This window comes from Cupriavidus sp. MPR-AND1C, assembly GCF_058809705.1.
On record NZ_JBXASU010000063.1, the window covers coordinates 18,469 to 33,635 of the forward strand.

At 66.5% G+C, this 15,167-nt stretch carries 14 protein-coding genes; 13 read left to right on the plus strand and 1 reads right to left on the minus strand.

The features are described from left to right. The first annotated feature begins 43 nt into the window (after positions 1 to 43). The 5 genes from AC1RWI_RS26890 to AC1RWI_RS26910 all read left to right on the plus strand — a co-directional run bounded on the left by AC1RWI_RS26890 (position 44) and on the right by AC1RWI_RS26910 (position 4,210). Complete coding sequence (locus tag AC1RWI_RS26890; RefSeq protein WP_043354642.1) at positions 44 to 967, plus strand: LysR family transcriptional regulator; 924 nt, start codon at positions 44 to 46, stop codon at positions 965 to 967. Between the two features lie 177 nt (positions 968 to 1,144). After that, a complete protein-coding gene (locus tag AC1RWI_RS26895; RefSeq protein WP_158408321.1) occupies positions 1,145 to 1,300 on the plus strand; it encodes a hypothetical protein in 156 nt (51 codons plus the stop codon). Between the two features lie 154 nt (positions 1,301 to 1,454). Continuing rightward, positions 1,455 to 2,528, plus strand: a complete 1,074-nt coding sequence (locus tag AC1RWI_RS26900; protein WP_043354640.1) for a porin — start codon at positions 1,455 to 1,457, stop codon at positions 2,526 to 2,528. A 256-nt stretch (positions 2,529 to 2,784) separates the two neighbouring features. Continuing rightward, positions 2,785 to 3,429: a uracil-DNA glycosylase family protein gene (locus tag AC1RWI_RS26905; protein WP_492869831.1), complete on the plus strand. Its 645-nt coding sequence runs from the start codon at positions 2,785 to 2,787 to the stop codon at positions 3,427 to 3,429. A gap of 223 nt (positions 3,430 to 3,652) precedes the next feature. Beyond that, positions 3,653 to 4,210 carry a nucleotidyltransferase domain-containing protein gene (locus tag AC1RWI_RS26910; protein ID WP_492869832.1) on the plus strand — a complete coding sequence of 186 codons (558 nt, stop codon included), beginning with the start codon at positions 3,653 to 3,655 and terminating at the stop codon, positions 4,208 to 4,210. 387 nt (positions 4,211 to 4,597) lie between these two features. Here AC1RWI_RS26910 and phaP read toward each other — a convergent pair whose 3' ends face one another. Further along, positions 4,598 to 5,101 (minus strand): TIGR01841 family phasin, encoded by a 504-nt coding sequence (gene phaP, locus AC1RWI_RS26915; protein WP_492869833.1) that lies wholly within the window; start codon positions 5,099 to 5,101, stop codon positions 4,598 to 4,600. A 621-nt stretch (positions 5,102 to 5,722) separates the two neighbouring features. On the opposite strand from phaP, the gene AC1RWI_RS26920 reads away from it, so the two are divergent. The 8 genes from AC1RWI_RS26920 to AC1RWI_RS26955 all read left to right on the plus strand — a co-directional run. Further along, positions 5,723 to 6,517 (plus strand): class II aldolase/adducin family protein, encoded by a 795-nt coding sequence (locus AC1RWI_RS26920; RefSeq protein WP_043354637.1) that lies wholly within the window; start codon positions 5,723 to 5,725, stop codon positions 6,515 to 6,517. 108 nt (positions 6,518 to 6,625) lie between these two features. Next, positions 6,626 to 8,191: an ABC transporter substrate-binding protein gene (locus tag AC1RWI_RS26925; protein WP_043354635.1), complete on the plus strand. Its 1,566-nt coding sequence runs from the start codon at positions 6,626 to 6,628 to the stop codon at positions 8,189 to 8,191. 31 nt (positions 8,192 to 8,222) lie between these two features. Then, complete coding sequence (locus AC1RWI_RS26930; RefSeq protein ID WP_043354633.1) at positions 8,223 to 9,197, plus strand: ABC transporter permease; 975 nt, start codon at positions 8,223 to 8,225, stop codon at positions 9,195 to 9,197. Continuing rightward, the gene (locus AC1RWI_RS26935) at positions 9,194 to 10,036 is read left to right on the plus strand and encodes an ABC transporter permease (RefSeq protein WP_043354629.1); all 843 of its coding nucleotides are present in this window, start codon (positions 9,194 to 9,196) and stop codon (positions 10,034 to 10,036) included. Before AC1RWI_RS26930 ends, AC1RWI_RS26935 begins: the two co-directional genes overlap by 4 nt. Beyond that, positions 10,033 to 11,712 (plus strand): dipeptide ABC transporter ATP-binding protein, encoded by a 1,680-nt coding sequence (locus AC1RWI_RS26940; protein WP_082055124.1) that lies wholly within the window; start codon positions 10,033 to 10,035, stop codon positions 11,710 to 11,712. Before AC1RWI_RS26935 ends, AC1RWI_RS26940 begins: the two co-directional genes overlap by 4 nt. Further along, positions 11,709 to 12,713 (plus strand): 2-hydroxyacid dehydrogenase, encoded by a 1,005-nt coding sequence (locus AC1RWI_RS26945; RefSeq protein ID WP_330218539.1) that lies wholly within the window; start codon positions 11,709 to 11,711, stop codon positions 12,711 to 12,713. Before AC1RWI_RS26940 ends, AC1RWI_RS26945 begins: the two co-directional genes overlap by 4 nt. 78 nt (positions 12,714 to 12,791) lie before the next feature. Further along, complete coding sequence (locus tag AC1RWI_RS26950; RefSeq protein ID WP_492869834.1) at positions 12,792 to 14,255, plus strand: aspartate aminotransferase family protein; 1,464 nt, start codon at positions 12,792 to 12,794, stop codon at positions 14,253 to 14,255. Continuing rightward, the coding region (locus AC1RWI_RS26955) for a DMT family transporter (RefSeq protein ID WP_492869835.1) at positions 14,255 to 15,167 on the plus strand (913 nt) is incomplete at its 3' end. The genes AC1RWI_RS26950 and AC1RWI_RS26955, both read left to right, overlap by 1 nt.

Below are 15,167 nucleotides of genomic sequence, written 5' to 3' on the forward strand. Positions count from 1 at the left end.
GTGAGAGCGGATCGTTCTCACTAGCGCCTGAGCGCCCCCCGCCATGCTCCACCCGCCCCGCCTTTATCTCTATCTTGACGCCGTGGCCCGCGTTGGGTCTATCCGCAAGGCCGCCGAGCAACTCCACGTTGCCTCCACCGCGCTCAACCGGAAGATTCTGGAGGTGGAGCAGGAGATCGGCACGGCGCTGTTCGAGCGCCTGCCCCGCGGCGTGCGGCTGACCGCCGCTGGCGAGGTGTTGATCGCTACCGTGCGCCGCAGCCTTGCGGACCTGGATTCGGCCGCCGCGCAGATGGAGCAGCTGCGCGGGCTGGTGCGGGGCACCGTGCGCATGGCGACGGTCGAGTCCGTCGCCACCGATTTCCTGCCTGAAGTCATCGGCCGCTACCAGTCCACCCACCGCGGCGTGCAGTTTCGCGTGGCGGTGGGCAACTCGGGCGACCTGCTGGCCGCGCTCAAGGAGGACGAGGCCGACCTGCTGCTGGCGCACGACCCGCCCCCGACCACCTTCCTGCACGAGTTGGCGGTGTCCGCGCAGCCCTTCTGCGCGATGATGCGCCCGGACCATCCGCTGGCGAGCCGGCGCACGTTGCGTTTATCCGACTGCCAGCCCTATCCCGTGGCCCTCGGGCCAGAGAGCTTTGGCAGCCGGCGGCTGATCGAGGCGATCTGCGCGCGCAACCGCTTGTCGCTGCGGGTGATGCTGGAAGCCACCACGGTGGAGATGCTGAAGAGCTTTGCGCGCCAGACCGGCGCGATCTGCTTCCAGTTCCAGGCTGGCACGCTGCGCGAGACGCGCCAGGGCACGCTGATTGCCGTGCCGCTGTCCGACCCCGAGCTGTGCGGCGGGCGGCTGGTGCTGGGGGCCCGCAAGGGCCGCAGCCTGCCGCCCGCGGCGGCGGCATTTGCCGAGCACCTGAAGGCCGCGCTGACCGGCCTGCACCAGCCGTTGGCCGAGGCCGCCTGATGCGTGGCCGGGACTTGCATGGCGAGCCGGCACATGCAACAGCGAGCGCACACAAATTGCGTGCGCCATGAGAAGAAATAAGTGCTGGTTGTATGCAATCGATTTGCCGCAAACTGCATCCATCGCAGTCATGCCAAGCAACATTACCGGGCTGGCCCGGATACCCACGAAAGCAAGATGAGAATCAACGATCCCGCCATCCTCGCAAAGGTGGAAGCTGCCGTCGATGCCCATGCCCATGCCCGGGCGCTGGCGGGCAACGACGTCGCCGTGGCCAGCATCGCCTTTCACTGCGCACGTGAGTTGGCAGCAAGCATGAGCCAGCAGCGCTAGTGTGCCGGCGCCATCCCGCGCCTGCCATTCCCATTCCAAGAGCACGCTTTTTTAGATAGCCGGGGCTTGCCCCCCCGGAGGGGTGTTGTCGTGCCCAGTGAATGCGACAGAGCCAGCAACGATAGAAAACGGGTCAACCACGGAGGTCGTCTTTATGCAACACAATTTCAAGCCGGTCGTGAAACTGGCGGTCATGGCAGCAGCCTTGATCTGCGGCAACGCCATGGCGCAATCCAGCGTCACGCTTTACGGGATGGTTGATGCCTATGTCGGCGCCACCAAAGCCGGCGGCGCGGACCGCGCCTACGGCGTCAACAGCGGCGGCATGCAAACCTCGTACTTCGGCATCAAGGGCACCGAGGATCTTGGCACCGGCCTGAAGGCGATCTTCGACCTGAACGGCTTCCTGCGCCCGGACACCGGCAAGCAAGGCCGCTTCGACGGCGACGCGCTGTTCACCCGCAACGCCTTTGTCGGCCTGCAGAGCGCGACGCTTGGCACGGTGAAGCTCGGGCGCAACACCACGCCCTACTTCATCTCGACCATCCTGTTCAACCCGCTGGTGGACTCCTATGTGTTCTCGCCGGCGATCTTCCACACCTACTTCTCGGCCAGCAATGGCCGCGTCTATGACCCGGGCATCATCGGCGACTCGGGCTGGAGCAACTCGCTGGTGTACTCCACGCCGATCTTTGGCGGCCTGAGCGCCAACGCGATCTACTCGTTCGGCGAGCAGGCAGGCAGTGTCGGCAAGAACAAGTGGGGCGGCAACGTGCTCTACTTCAACGGCAACTTCGGCGCCACCGTCGCCTTCCAGCAGGTCAAGTTCAACAGCACCCCGGGAGACGTGACCGCGCCCACGGCGCTGGCCGGCTTCGACAAGCAGAACGCCGTGCAGGTCGGCGTGAGCTACGACTTCAAGGTGGTCAAGCTGTTCGCGCAGGGCCAGTACATCAAGAGCGACGTCAACAACGCCACCGGCGACCTCAAGCACACCAACGGCCAGGTTGGCGCTTCGATCCCGGTGGGCAACGGCAACGTGCTGGTCTCCTATGCGTACGACAAGACCAAGAACAGTGTCGCGGACTTCAAGCGCAACACGGCCGGCCTCGCTTACGACTACAACCTGTCCAAGCGCACCGACGTGTATGCCGCGTACTTCTATGACAAGCTGAGCGACCAGTCGCACGGCGACAGCTTTGGCGTGGGCATGCGTCACCGCTTCTGATTGGAAGCGGATTGGAAACGGTAATGCAGGTGGCCGTGCTTCGGTGCGGTCCACCTGGCAAAGCGCCTGAAAATCCACAACCGGCAAACTGCCTTCCTGGCGCATCACGCGCTCGATCGCCTGGCTTGGGGAACATTGCCAAAGTGCCTACACTGGGCGCCATGGGCACAATGGCAATGAACATATCTCTTCCGGACGCGCTGAAGCGGGTTGTCGACGAACCGGTCGATACCACTGACCCGGTCCGCAGCCTGCCATGAAACACGCCCTGCCCGTCGCTGCCTGCGCCGCAGGCGACGAGGACAAGACCGGCCTCGACACCCTGCTGACCCAGGTCCGTGCCTGCCGTCTTTGTGAAGCGCACCTCCCGCTTGGTCCCCGCCCGGTGGTACAAGCCGCCGCCACGGCGCGCATCCTGATTGTCGGCCAGGCGCCCGGCACGCGCGTGCACGCCAGCGGCATTCCTTGGGACGACCCCAGCGGTGACCGGCTGCGTGCGTGGATGGGCGTGGACAAGACGGTGTTCTACGATGCCACGCGCATTGCCATCATCCCGATGGGCCTGTGCTATCCGGGCCGTGGCGCCAGCGGCGACCTGCCGCCGCGCAAGGAGTGCGCGCCATTGTGGATGGATGCGCTGCTGGCGTGCCTGCCGGAGATCGAGCTGACCTTGCTGGTCGGGCAGTATGCGCAGCGGCGTTTCCTGGGAGCGGCGGCGCGCCGTGGCGTGACGCCTACCGTGGCCGGCTTTCGCGCGCATGGGCCGCGCTTTATTCCGCTGCCGCACCCATCGCCGCGCAACCAGGGCTGGTTCAAGCACAACGACTGGTTTGCGCGGGACTTGCTGCCGGTGCTGCGCCAGCGCGTGGAGGCCGTTCTCCTGGCATCACCCGCTGGCTGACGCAGGCTTGGCTCAGGCCTCGGCGAGATGCGCCTCGGCCATCCAGAGCCATTGGTCGATGCGGCGCGAGACTTCGGTGAACACATCGGCGGTGTCGGCACCGCCAGGCTTGTCGGCTGACTACGATACTTAATCCCCAAAACGGGGATATATATCCCTCTATTGAGGATTCATCAAGCAATCCCTATAATAAGGATACTTATCCCTATTTAGAGGATTCACCGTGAGCCTTGCCGACTTTCTCTTCACACCGGGCTTGCAGCGAGTGCTCGGAGCCACACTGCTTCAGCCTGACCGCAGTTTCACGCTGCAGGAACTGCTGCGTCTGGCGGACAGTGGGCGCGGAAGCGCTCAAAAGCAGGTGGACCGCCTGGTCACCGCCGGCGTACTTCGGGAAGACGCCCGACGAGGCCGGCAACGAAGCATCCGGGCGAATACCGAATTCACCCTCTACCCAGAATTGCTTAGTATCGCGCGCAAATCATTTGCCGTTGTGGAGCCGCTGAAAGAAGCCCTTGCACCTTTTGCCGACCACATCACCTCAGCGTTCGTGTTTGGCTCCGTGGCCAAGCGCACCGACGGTGGCCAGAGCGACATCGATCTGATTGTTGTCGGCAGCCTCCCTCTCCTCGAGCTATCCGAGGCCTTGCACAAGGCCGAACAAGGTCTGCTGCGCCCCGTCAACTTCTCTTTGTACGAGCCTGCTGAATGGGCTGCTCTGGTAGAGTCTGACCCCATCATGGCCCAGATTGCACAAGGCCCTACGCTGAGGGTACTTTGATGCCGCGCGCAGCTGAATACGAAAACCTTATCAAGACGAAAGCCTTTGAGGCGGTCGCCCCAACGCCTGGCGCTATCGCAGGCTTCCTGCGTAATGCAGCGGACTATCAGTCCACAGCCGAGGAGCTAGGCCCCAGACGACATCTGCAGGCCTACGAAGGCTATTTCCAGGTGGTCTAGGCCGTACTGAAAAAGCCAAAGGGGAACGCCGTCCCAATGCCGTTGGGACGTGAAAAAGCCCCTTCCTTGCTTGTGCAAAAAAGGGGCTTCGAATAATGCCGGCGAACCCGTCCTTACCAGCGCCTTGACCGATCGGCCAGCCACATGGGCGCAGTTTTTTCTACTGGCTTTTTCTTGACAGGGGCTAGCGGTGTTGCCTGACCTGGCCTTACTTGGCAGCCGTGGCGGGCATGACCTTCTCGAAGGCGTCGCGCATCGGCTTCATGGCCGTTTCGTAGGCCGCCACCCAGCTCGGCGCGCTTGCGCCGGCAGCCGGGAACGCGCCACCGGCGTTCGACATGAGGTTCTGGCCGAACGACGCCATGGCTTCCTGCGCCTGCGCGGCGTAGGTGCTCATCTGGCGCTGGGCTTCCTGCGCGAACTCGGCGCCGGTGCTGGCGAAGATCTCGTTCATGTGGCCGGCATAGGCGTTCATCTTCTGGGCAAACCCGTTGGCCATTTCCGGCTTGAGGCCGGACATGCCGGCGCCAACCGGCTGCTGGCTGGATTCGCGGACGTAGTTCGTGGTATCCGCCAGGCTGGTCTTGACGGCCTGCATGTTCAGCGCGCTGATTTTTTCCGCGCCACGGGCCAGGGGGCCGACCAAGGCGAGGAACAGGTCCAGGTTAGCTTGCTGGACGCCGAAGAATTGGGCTTGGGTGGGATGTGCCATGAAGTAGTCTCCTGGAGATGATCCAACGCTGTCGAAGAAGGTTCCGTGAGCGGCATCATCGTTTTGCTGCAACGCAGCAATTGGACGCATCATAAGCTTATTCCGCAAGGAGTCAAGCAATAGATCCAACCAGCTGCGCGTATTCGCAGCGCCGCTGTGCGTGCATCTTGGCATCGCTTGGCCCGCAACCCTTCTTGTATTTCCGCCGGCGGCGCTTCTGCGTCCCGCGAGCCTGACAGGCCACGCTCGCTCGCCATGTGTCAAAAGAGACACGCGGACATCCCGGCCTCCTATCCCGACGCTGGATTTTCTGCACGCCACCAAACCGTGCGCCGCGCCCCATTCCCGCTCGCCAATCCCGAAACCCAGCCGCCGGTGCCCATTTTTTGCGCATAGCACCATTCCCCGGCATGCCACCGAAAGCCGGCCAGCGGCCTGCCATCCATGCCAGAGCGGGCCCATATTCCCTTGAAAATCAATGCCTTGTGCATCGCACCGCAACATAGCCAGCTGCAAATTGAACACGTGGCCTGAACTTTGCGTAATCGGTATAAGTGCCAACTGTCGACAGCTGACCATCGACCTACAGTGATCTGACCGCCAATCCAAGGAAACACAAACATGGGCAACAACGTCTCTTCCCGCCTGGTTCCCGCCATCTCCGAGGCCGAGCAACGGGTGCGTGAGGATCTCGCCGCCGCATACCGCCTGGTCGCCCTGTACGGCATGGACGACAGCATCTACACCCATATCTCGGCCCGGGTGCCGGGCACCGAGGACCGCTTCCTGATCAACCCGTTCGGGATGCTGTTCCGGGATATCACCGCGTCTTCGCTGGTGTGCATCGACCTGGACGGCAACATCATCAGCGGGCCGCCGGGACAAGACGTGAACCCGGCCGGCTTCACCATCCACAGCGCCGTGCATGCCGCCCGGCATGACGCGGTCTGCGTGCTGCATACGCATACCGTGGCGGGCGTGGCCGTATCGTCGCTGGCCTGTGGCCTGCAGCCCTCCAACCAGTGGGCGCTGCAATTCCATGAACGCGTGTCGTACCACGACTTCGAAGGCATTGCGCTGGACCATGAGGAGCGCGTGCGCCTGGTGGCCGATCTCGGCCCGGACAAGCGCGCGCTGATCCTGCGCAATCACGGACTGGTCACGCTGGGCCGCAGCGTGGCGGAGGCCTTCATCCTGATGCACAACCTGGAGCGCGCCTGCCGCGTGCAGGTGGCGATCCAGTCCAGCGGACAGCCGGTCAATCCGGTGCCGCCAGCCATTTGCGAGAAGACCGCGCGCCAGTACGAGAGCGGCGACACCAACCGCCTGCCCGGCGCGGCCGATCCGTACGCGCGGGAATGGCGCGCCTTGCGGGAGCGGCTGGAGCCGGCCGCTGCCACGTCGTTCCGCGACTAGCGCCCTGCACGCCCTGCACGCCCTGCACGCCCTGCACGCTTTCGCCATGCCGTATTGCCAGTTCCGTCTTGCCAGTTACCCATCCCTAGCCCCCAGGAGAGTTCCGCAATGAATCGTCGCCAACTGATCAAAATGGGTGTTGCCACCACCGGGCTGTCGCTCGCCGGTGTGCCTTTGCACGTCCTCGCGGCCGGCAAGAAGGGCGGCGTGATCAACGCGCTCGTCCAGCCTGAGCCTTCCGGCCTGATGATCGGCATTACCCAGAACGGCCCCACCCAGCTGATCTCCGGCAACATCTACGAGGGCCTGCTGCGCTACGACGAAAAGCTGGAACCGCAGCCGGCGCTGGCGACCTCTTGGACGGTGAACCCGGCCGGCACCGTGTACACGTTCAAGCTCAAGCCCAAGGTCACCTGGCATGACGGCAAGCCGTTTACCGCGGCCGACGTGGTGTTCTCCGCCGACGTGTTCCTGCGCAAGACCCACGCCCGGCTGCGCGCCAACCTGGCGGCGGTGGAGAGCATCCGCGCCGTGGACCCGCTCACGGTGGAGTTCAAGCTGAAGTACCCGTTCAGCCCGTTTCTCGGCATCTTCGAAGTGGGCACCATGCCCATGGTGCCCAAGCACATCTACGAGGGCACGGATTTCCTGACCAACCCGGCCAATGCCAAGCCCATCGGCACCGGCCCGCTGAAGTTCAAGGAATGGGTGCGCGGCTCGTACATCCAGCTGGTGCGCAACGATGCGTATCACCAGCCCGACGTGCCGCTGGTGGACAGCGTGTACTTCCACGTGATCCCCGATGCGTCGGCGCGCGCCGCGGCGTTCGAGTCCGGCAAGGTCGACCTGGTGCCCGGCGGCGCGGTGGAGTACTTCGACGTGGCGCGCCTGAGCAAGCTGCCCGGCGTGCAGGTCACCACCAAGGGCTGGGAATTCTTCGCGCCGCACTCGTGGCTGTGGGTCAACAACCGCAAGGCGCCGATGGACAACATCAAGTTCCGCCAGGCGCTGGCCTTTGCCATCGACCGCGACGCGATCGCCAAGGTGGCATGGCAAGGCTATGCCAAGAGCGCCACCGGCCCCTTCAACAGCCATATCAAGTACGCCAGCACCGACGTGGCCAAGTATCCGCGCGACCTGGCCCGCGCCAAGCAGCTGCTGAGCGAATCCGGCTACAAGGGCGAAACCCTGCGCCTGCTGCCCCTGCCCTACGGTGAAACCTGGACCCGCTCGGCCGAGATCGTTCGGCAGAACCTGCAGCAGGCCGGCGTGAAGATCGAGATGACGCCAACCGACGTGGCGGGCTGGGGCGAGCGGCTGAACAAATGGGACTACGACCTGGCCTTTACCTACGTCTACCAGTATGGCGACCCGGCGCTGGGCGTGGCGCGCAACTACACCTCGGAAAACATCGCGCAGGGCTCGCCCTTCAACAATGTGGAAGGCTATCGCAACGCCAAGGTCGACGAATTGTTCCAGGCTGGCGCGCGCGAGATCGACCCCGTCAAGCGCGCAGCGATCTACCAGGAAGTGCAGAAGATCCTGGTCGACGAGATGCCGGTGGTGTGGCTGCACGAGCTCAACTTCCCCACGCTGTATCGCAGCCGCATCAACAATCCCATCAGTTCCGGCATTGGCCTGAACGACGGCATCGGCCGCGCCTGGCTGGCGTGATGGCAGTCATCTTTATCTCTGGGGCGAAGCCATGAGTCGTACGCAGCGCATGCTAGGCCGGGTGGTACAGGGCGTGATCGCGATCCTGGTCATCGCGACCGTCAACTTCCTGCTGATCCGGGCCGCGCCGGGAGACCCTGTCTCGGTGATGGCTGGCGAGGCCGGGGCCTCCGACCCGCAGTTCGTGGCGCAGTTGCGCACGCAGTTCGGGCTGGACAAGCCGGTGCCGGAGCAGCTTGCCACGTATCTCGGGCACGTGGTGCACCTGGACCTGGGCTACTCCTACCGCCAGCAGCAGCCGGTGCTGGACCTGATCCTGCAGCGCCTGCCGGCCACGCTGATCCTGACCGGCAGCGCCTTCCTGCTCTCCGTGCTGTTCGGCGTGGTGCTGGGGGCGTGGGCAAGCCGGCGCGCGGGGAGCTGGGTGGACAACGCCATCACCCTGTTCGCCCTGGTGTTCTACGCAACGCCCTTGTACTGGCTGGCGATGATGGCGGTGCTGCTGTTCTCGGTCAAGCTCGACTGGCTGCCTGGCTTTGGCTACTTCACCGTGGGGGCGGACCTGCATGGCCTGGCGCTGGTGTTCGACATCGCCACGCACCTGGTGCTGCCCGCGCTCACGCTGGCGCTGTTCTACATGGCGGTGTATGCGCGCATGACGCGGGCCTCGATGCTGGAGGTGGCGCAGATGGATTTCGTCAAGACCGCGCGCGCCAAGGGTGTGCGGCCCGGGCGCATCCAGCGCGCCCACATCCTGCGCAACGCCTTGCTGCCGGTGGTGACGCTGGCCGGCATCCAGGCCGGCGGCATGATCGGCGGCGCGGTGCTGACCGAGACGGTGTTCGCCTGGCCCGGCATTGGCCGCCTGATGTTCGACGCCCTGCTGCAGCGTGACTACAACCTGCTGCTGGGCTGCTTCCTGGTCACCGCGGCCATGGCCGTGTTGTTCAACCTGTTGACCGACTTTGTCTACACGCTGGTCGACCCGCGGATCGAGATGCAATGAAAAACACTTTCTGGCGGCGGTTCTGCCGCAACAAGGCGGCCGTGCTCGGCATGGTGGTACTGGCGGGCTTTGCCGTGCTCGCGCTGTTCGGGCCGTGGATGGCCGGGCATGATCCCTGGGACATGGTGCAGCAGCCGTTCCTGCAGCCGATGCAGGAACCCGGCTTTGCCATGGGCACCGATACCATGGGGCGCGACATCCTGGCGGGCGTGATCCACGGCGCGCGCATCTCGCTGCTGATCGGCGTGGTGTCCACGGTGGTCTCGCTCTTGATCGGCGTGACGCTGGGCGCCATTTCCGGCTACTTCGGCGGGTGGATCGATGCGGCCCTGATGCGCTTCACCGAGCTGTTCCAGGCGGTGCCGAGCTTTGCGCTGGCGCTGGTGCTGGTGGCGATCTTCGAGCCGTCCATCGGCTCCATCGTGGCGGCGATCGCCATCGTGTCCTGGCCGCCGGTGGCGCGCCTGGTGCGCAGCGAGTTCCTCACGCTGCGCCAGCGCGACTTTGTGCAGGCCGCGAAGCTGGCCGGGCAATCGACACCGCGCATCATCCTGTCGCAGATCCTGCCCAATGCCAGTTCGCCCATCGTCGTGATGGCCTCGCTGATGGTGGCGACCGCCATCCTGCTCGAATCCAGCCTGAGCTTCCTGGGTCTGGGCGACCCGAACCACATGAGCTGGGGCTATATGGTGGGCTCGGCGCGCACCGTGCTGCGCCAGGCCTGGTGGATGGCGGTGTTTCCCGGCACGGCCATCCTGCTGACGGTACTGGCGCTCAATATGGTGGGCGAAGGCCTGAACGACGCGCTCAACGCGCGCCTTGGCGGGAGCGGACGATGAGCACACCGGTACTTGATATCCAGGACCTGAGCATCCGCCTGCCTGCCGGGGGCGACCGCGCGCTGGCGGTGCAGGCAGCCTCGCTGACGCTGGAGGCGGGCCAGACGCTGTGCGTGGTGGGCGAGTCCGGGTCCGGCAAGTCCATGATCGCCAACGCGGTGATGGGCCTGCTGCCGCGGCCCCATGTGGAGCCGGTGGCCGGGCGCATCCTGTTCGAGGGCCAGGACCTGCTGCAGCTCGATGACGACGCCATGCGCGAGCTGCGCGGGCAGAAGATCGGCATGGTGTTCCAGGAGCCCATGACGGCGCTCAACCCGGTCATGCGCATCGGCGACCAGATCGCCGAGGTGTTCGACGCGCACCAGCGGCTGGGCGCGGCCGAGAAGCGCAAGCGCATCGTGGCGGCGCTGGCCGATGTAGGCCTGCCCGATCCGGAGCTGCTGTACGACAGCTACCCCTTCCGCCTGTCGGGCGGGCAACGCCAGCGCGTGATGATCGCGTGCGCCATGGCGCTGGAGCCGCGCCTGCTGATCGCCGACGAGCCCACCACGGCGCTCGACGTGACCACCCAGGCGCAGATCCTGCAACTGATCCGCGACCTGCAAAAGCGGCGCGGCATGGCCGTGCTGTTCATCACGCACGATTTCGGCGTGGTGTCGGAGATCGCCGACCAGGTGGTGGTGATGCAGACCGGCACCATCGTCGAGGCCGGGCCGGCCGCGCGCGTGCTGACCGATCCGCAGCATTCCTATACCCGCAAGCTGATCAGCGCCATTCCCGGCGGGCACCTGCGCCAGCCGCCCGTGCAGGTGGAGGTCAACCGCGTGCTGCAGGTGCAGGACCTGTGCAAGACCTACCGCACCGGCGGCGGCCTGCTGCGGCGCGGGCGCGAGGTGCAAGCCGCGCGCAACGTGAACTTCGAGCTGCTGCGCGGGCAAACGCTCGGGCTGGTGGGTGAATCGGGCTCCGGCAAATCGACGGTGGGCCGCTGCATCGTGGGCCTGGCGCCGTTCGACAGCGGCCGCATCGTGATCAACGGGCGCAACCTGTCCCAAGGCGGCGGGCTGCTGCAGCGCGCGGGCGGCAAGCTGCAGATGGTGTTCCAGGACCCTTACGCCTCGCTCAATCCCCGGCATCGGGTCGGTGCGGCCATTGCTGCCGGCCCCATCGCGCAGGGCGTATCGCGCCAGGAGGCACAGGCGCGCACGCTGGAGCTGCTCGGGCTGGTCGGGCTGGGGCCGGAGGCGGCCGAGCGCTACCCGCATGAGTTCTCCGGCGGGCAGCGCCAGCGCATCGGCATTGCCCGGGCGCTAGCGATGCAGCCGGAATTGCTGGTGGCGGACGAGCCCGTCTCCGCGCTGGATGTGTCGGTGCAGGCGCAGGTGCTGGAGCTGTTCGCCAAGGTGCGCGAGCAGTTCAAGCTGGCCATGGTCTTCATCACCCACGACCTGCGCGTGGCCGCGCAGATGTGCGACAAGATCGCCGTCATGCAGCGCGGCGAGGTGGTCGAGTACGGCGAGACGGCCCGCGTGCTGAGCGCGCCCGAGCATGCCTACACGCGCAAGCTGATCGACGCCATCCCGCGCCTGGCCCGGGTGCAGGAGGCCACAGAGGGACCAGCGGCACCAGCGCCGGCGGAGCCGTCCCGCCTGCAGGCAGTCGGGGGCTACGCATGACCCGCACCGACCGCGACAATCCGGCCGGAACACTCAGCAAGATGGACATGACGACAACCAAGCCCCCCTGCGTGGCGCTGCTCAGCAGCGTGCTCGACATGCAGTACCTGGTACCCGCCTTCCGCGCGGCGGCGCCCGGGCTGGACCTGCGCGTGGGCCCCGACCTGGGCGCGCTTGACGACATCGATGCCGCGGTCTGCTGGGCGCCCCCGCCCGGCTTGCTGGCGGCCATGCCCAAGCTGCGCCTGGTGCAGTCGCTGGGCGCAGGCATCGACCACCTGCGCAGCGATCCGGACCTGCCGCCCGGGCCAACCGTCTGCCGCATCGTGGATACCGCCATGGCCGGCACCATGACGGCCTACGTGACGTGGGCCGTGATCCAGCACCAGCGCAGCATGGGCGCCTATCTGGCCAGCGCGGCGGCCGGGCAGTGGCAAGAGCAGCCCATCGTGGCGCCGTCACGGCACCGCGTGGGCATTGCGGGACTGGGCACACTGGGCATTGCCAGCGCCCGCGCGCTGCAGGCGGTGGGCTATGCGGTGCGCGGCTGGAGCCGCAGCCCCAAGGCGGACCTGCCCGAGGGCGTGCAAGCCTTCCACGGCCAGGACGGGCTGGATGCCTTCCTGGCGGGCTGCGACGCGCTGGTTTGCCTGCTGCCGCTCACCGCGCAGACGCAGGGTTTCCTGTGCGCGGACCTGTTCGCCCGCCTGCCGCGCGGCGCGCACCTGATCAACGTAGGCCGGGGCAGCCACCTGGTCGAGGCTGACCTGCTGCGCGCGCTGGACGACGGCACGCTGGGCGCGGCCACGCTGGATGCCTTCCAGCACGAGCCGCTGCCATCCGGGCATCCGTTCTGGCGGCATCCGCGCATCAACGTCACGCCGCACGTGGCGGCACGCACCGATCCGGCGACGATCGCGCGCCAGACGCTGGATAATCTGGCCCAGCTGCGCCGCGGGCAGCGACCTGCCGTGGCGGTCGACCCGGCACAGGGATATTGATATTGACGCGTTTGACCTTGGCATGCCGCTGCCCCAGCGATCCGACACACCCGATACCGACAACAGGACGTCACTGACATGACCGTCGCCTTGCCCTCCCACGCCGCGCTTGCCGCAGACGATATCGCGGCCCACCTGCACCCGTTTACCAACCTGGCCGCCCACCCCGGCGTCGGCCCGCTCGTCATCACCAAAGGCGACGGCATCTATGTGGAGGACGACCAGGGCAAGCGCTACCTGGAGGGAATGTCCGGCCTGTGGTGCAGCTCGCTCGGATTCAGCCATGCGCGCGTGATCGAGGCCGGCGTCGAGGCCATGCGCACGCTGCCCTACTATCACACGTTCAACCATCGCTCCAACCCGGCGGCCATCATGCTGGCCGAGAAGCTGGTGGCGATGGCGCCGGTGCCGATGTCCAAGGTGTTCTTCGCCAATTCCGGCTCGGAGGCCAACGACACCGCCGTGAAGCTGGTCTGGTATTACCACAACGCCATCGGCAAGCCGGACAAGAAAAAGATCATCGCGCGCACCAACGCCTATCACGGCGTCACCGTGGCGGCGGCGAGCCTGAGCGGCCTGCAGGCCAATCACCGCGATTTCGACCTGCCCATCGACCGCATCCTGCGCGCCGGCTGCCCGCACCACTACCGCTACGGCGCGCCGGGCGAGAGCGAGGCGGCGTTCGCGAGCCGCCTGGCACAGGAGCTCGAAGCGCTGATCCAGGCGCAAGGCCCGGACACCATCGGCGCCTTCATCGCCGAGCCGGTCATGGGCGCGGGCGGCGTGATCGTGCCGCCGGCCACTTACTTTGCCGAGATCCAGGCCGTGCTGCGCCGCCATGACATCCTGCTGATCGCCGACGAGGTGATCTGCGGCTTTGGCCGCACCGGCGCGATGTTCGGCTCCACCACCTACGGCATGCGGCCCGACATCCTCACCTGCGCCAAGGCGCTGTCCTCCGGCTACATGCCGATCTCGGCGGTGATGGTGTCGGAGAAGGTGCATGCGGCCATTGCCGCCAACAGCGGCAAGATCGGCACCTTCGGCCATGGCTTCACCTACTCGGGCCATCCGGTCACCACGGCGGTGGCGCTGGAGACGCTGCGCGTCTATGAGGATGACCGCATCCTGGATCATGTGAACGCCATCGCGCCCCGCTTCCAGCAAGCGCTGCAGGCCTATGCCGGGCGAGCGCTGGTGGGCGAGGTACGCGGAGTCGGCCTGCTGGGCGCGATCGAACTGGCGGCGGAGCCGGCGGCGCGGCGCGCCTTCGACCCGGCCCTGAAGGCTGGCCCGCGCCTGGCTCAGCTGGCGCAGGAGCAGGGCCTGATCGTGCGCGCCATGGGCGACACCATTGCGTTCTGCCCGCCGCTGATCATCACCGAGGCGCAGATCGGCGAGCTGTTCGCGCGGTTCGAGCGCGCCATGGTGGCGCTGGAGCGTGAGTTCCCGGCCAGCAGCCATGGCGGCCATGGCGGCCATGGCGGCCATGGCGGCCATGGCGGCCATGGCGGCCATGGCGGCAACAAGGCTGCGGCCTGATGACCGGCCCGGTCAACTCCTCGCTACGGCTCACCACGGCGCGTGCGCGCCGCGACGGCATCCTGCTGTTTTTCTGCGCGCTGGTGGCGTTTGCCAGCTACGACGCCTTCTGCAAATGGATGCTGCGCGACCACTCCGCGCCCATGATGAACCTGACCCGCTATGTGTCGGTGAGCGTCATCGCGCTGGTGTGGCTGCTGCGCGAAGGCGGCCTGAGGCTGTGGCGCACGCCCTGCAAGTGGCTGCTGCTGGTGCGCGGGCTGGCGCTTGGCATCGTGGCGAGCTGCTTCATGGCGGCGCTGGTGCATATGCCACTGGCAGAGGCCACCGCCATCTACTTCACAGCGCCGCTGATCATGGTGGCGCTGTCGCCGGCGGTGCTGGGCGAACGGGTGGGACGCGCGCAGTGGGCGGCGGTGCTGGCCGGCTTTGGCGGCATGCTGCTGATCGTGCGGCCCGGCGGCGACCTGCCGCTCGCCGGCACGGTGCTGATGATGGTCTCGGCCGTCTGCTACGCCGCCTTCCAGCTGCTGACGCGCCGGCTGGCCGGCGTGGTCGCCGGGCCGGTGCTCTACGCCTGGACCGCGCTGATCTGCCTGGTGGTGACCGGCGTGCCAGCGCTGGCGACGCTGCCGCAGGTCATGCCGCGCGCGCCCGACCTCTTGCTGATGATGGCCGGTGGCGCCTGCAGCGGCCTGGCCCAGTTGCTGCTGCTGGCCGCCTTCCGGCGCGTTGCCGCCTCCACGCTCGCGCCGCTCAACTACTTTCAACTGCTGCTCGCCGTGCTGATCAGTACCTTTGTCTTCCAGCGCCCGCCCGATGGCATCGCGCTGGCGGGCATCGTGCTGATCATGCTGTCGGGCGGCTACCTCGCATTGCGCGGGCGGCAGGCGCCGCCCGCGCCGCCAGCAC

Coding starts and splice junctions, on each gene's coding strand:
- AC1RWI_RS26890 (WP_043354642.1), top strand. CDS start 44: ATGCTCCACCCGCCCCGCCTTTATCTCTATCTTGACGCCGTGGCCCGC.
- AC1RWI_RS26895 (WP_158408321.1), top strand. CDS start 1,145: ATGAGAATCAACGATCCCGCCATCCTCGCAAAGGTGGAAGCTGCCGTC.
- AC1RWI_RS26900 (WP_043354640.1), top strand. CDS start 1,455: ATGCAACACAATTTCAAGCCGGTCGTGAAACTGGCGGTCATGGCAGCA.
- AC1RWI_RS26905 (WP_492869831.1), top strand. CDS start 2,785: ATGAAACACGCCCTGCCCGTCGCTGCCTGCGCCGCAGGCGACGAGGAC.
- phaP (WP_492869833.1), bottom strand. CDS start 5,101: ATGGCACATCCCACCCAAGCCCAATTCTTCGGCGTCCAGCAAGCTAAC.
- AC1RWI_RS26920 (WP_043354637.1), top strand. CDS start 5,723: ATGGGCAACAACGTCTCTTCCCGCCTGGTTCCCGCCATCTCCGAGGCC.
- AC1RWI_RS26925 (WP_043354635.1), top strand. CDS start 6,626: ATGAATCGTCGCCAACTGATCAAAATGGGTGTTGCCACCACCGGGCTG.
- AC1RWI_RS26930 (WP_043354633.1), top strand. CDS start 8,223: ATGAGTCGTACGCAGCGCATGCTAGGCCGGGTGGTACAGGGCGTGATC.
- AC1RWI_RS26935 (WP_043354629.1), top strand. CDS start 9,194: ATGAAAAACACTTTCTGGCGGCGGTTCTGCCGCAACAAGGCGGCCGTG.
- AC1RWI_RS26940 (WP_082055124.1), top strand. CDS start 10,033: ATGAGCACACCGGTACTTGATATCCAGGACCTGAGCATCCGCCTGCCT.
- AC1RWI_RS26945 (WP_330218539.1), top strand. CDS start 11,709: ATGACCCGCACCGACCGCGACAATCCGGCCGGAACACTCAGCAAGATG.
- AC1RWI_RS26950 (WP_492869834.1), top strand. CDS start 12,792: ATGACCGTCGCCTTGCCCTCCCACGCCGCGCTTGCCGCAGACGATATC.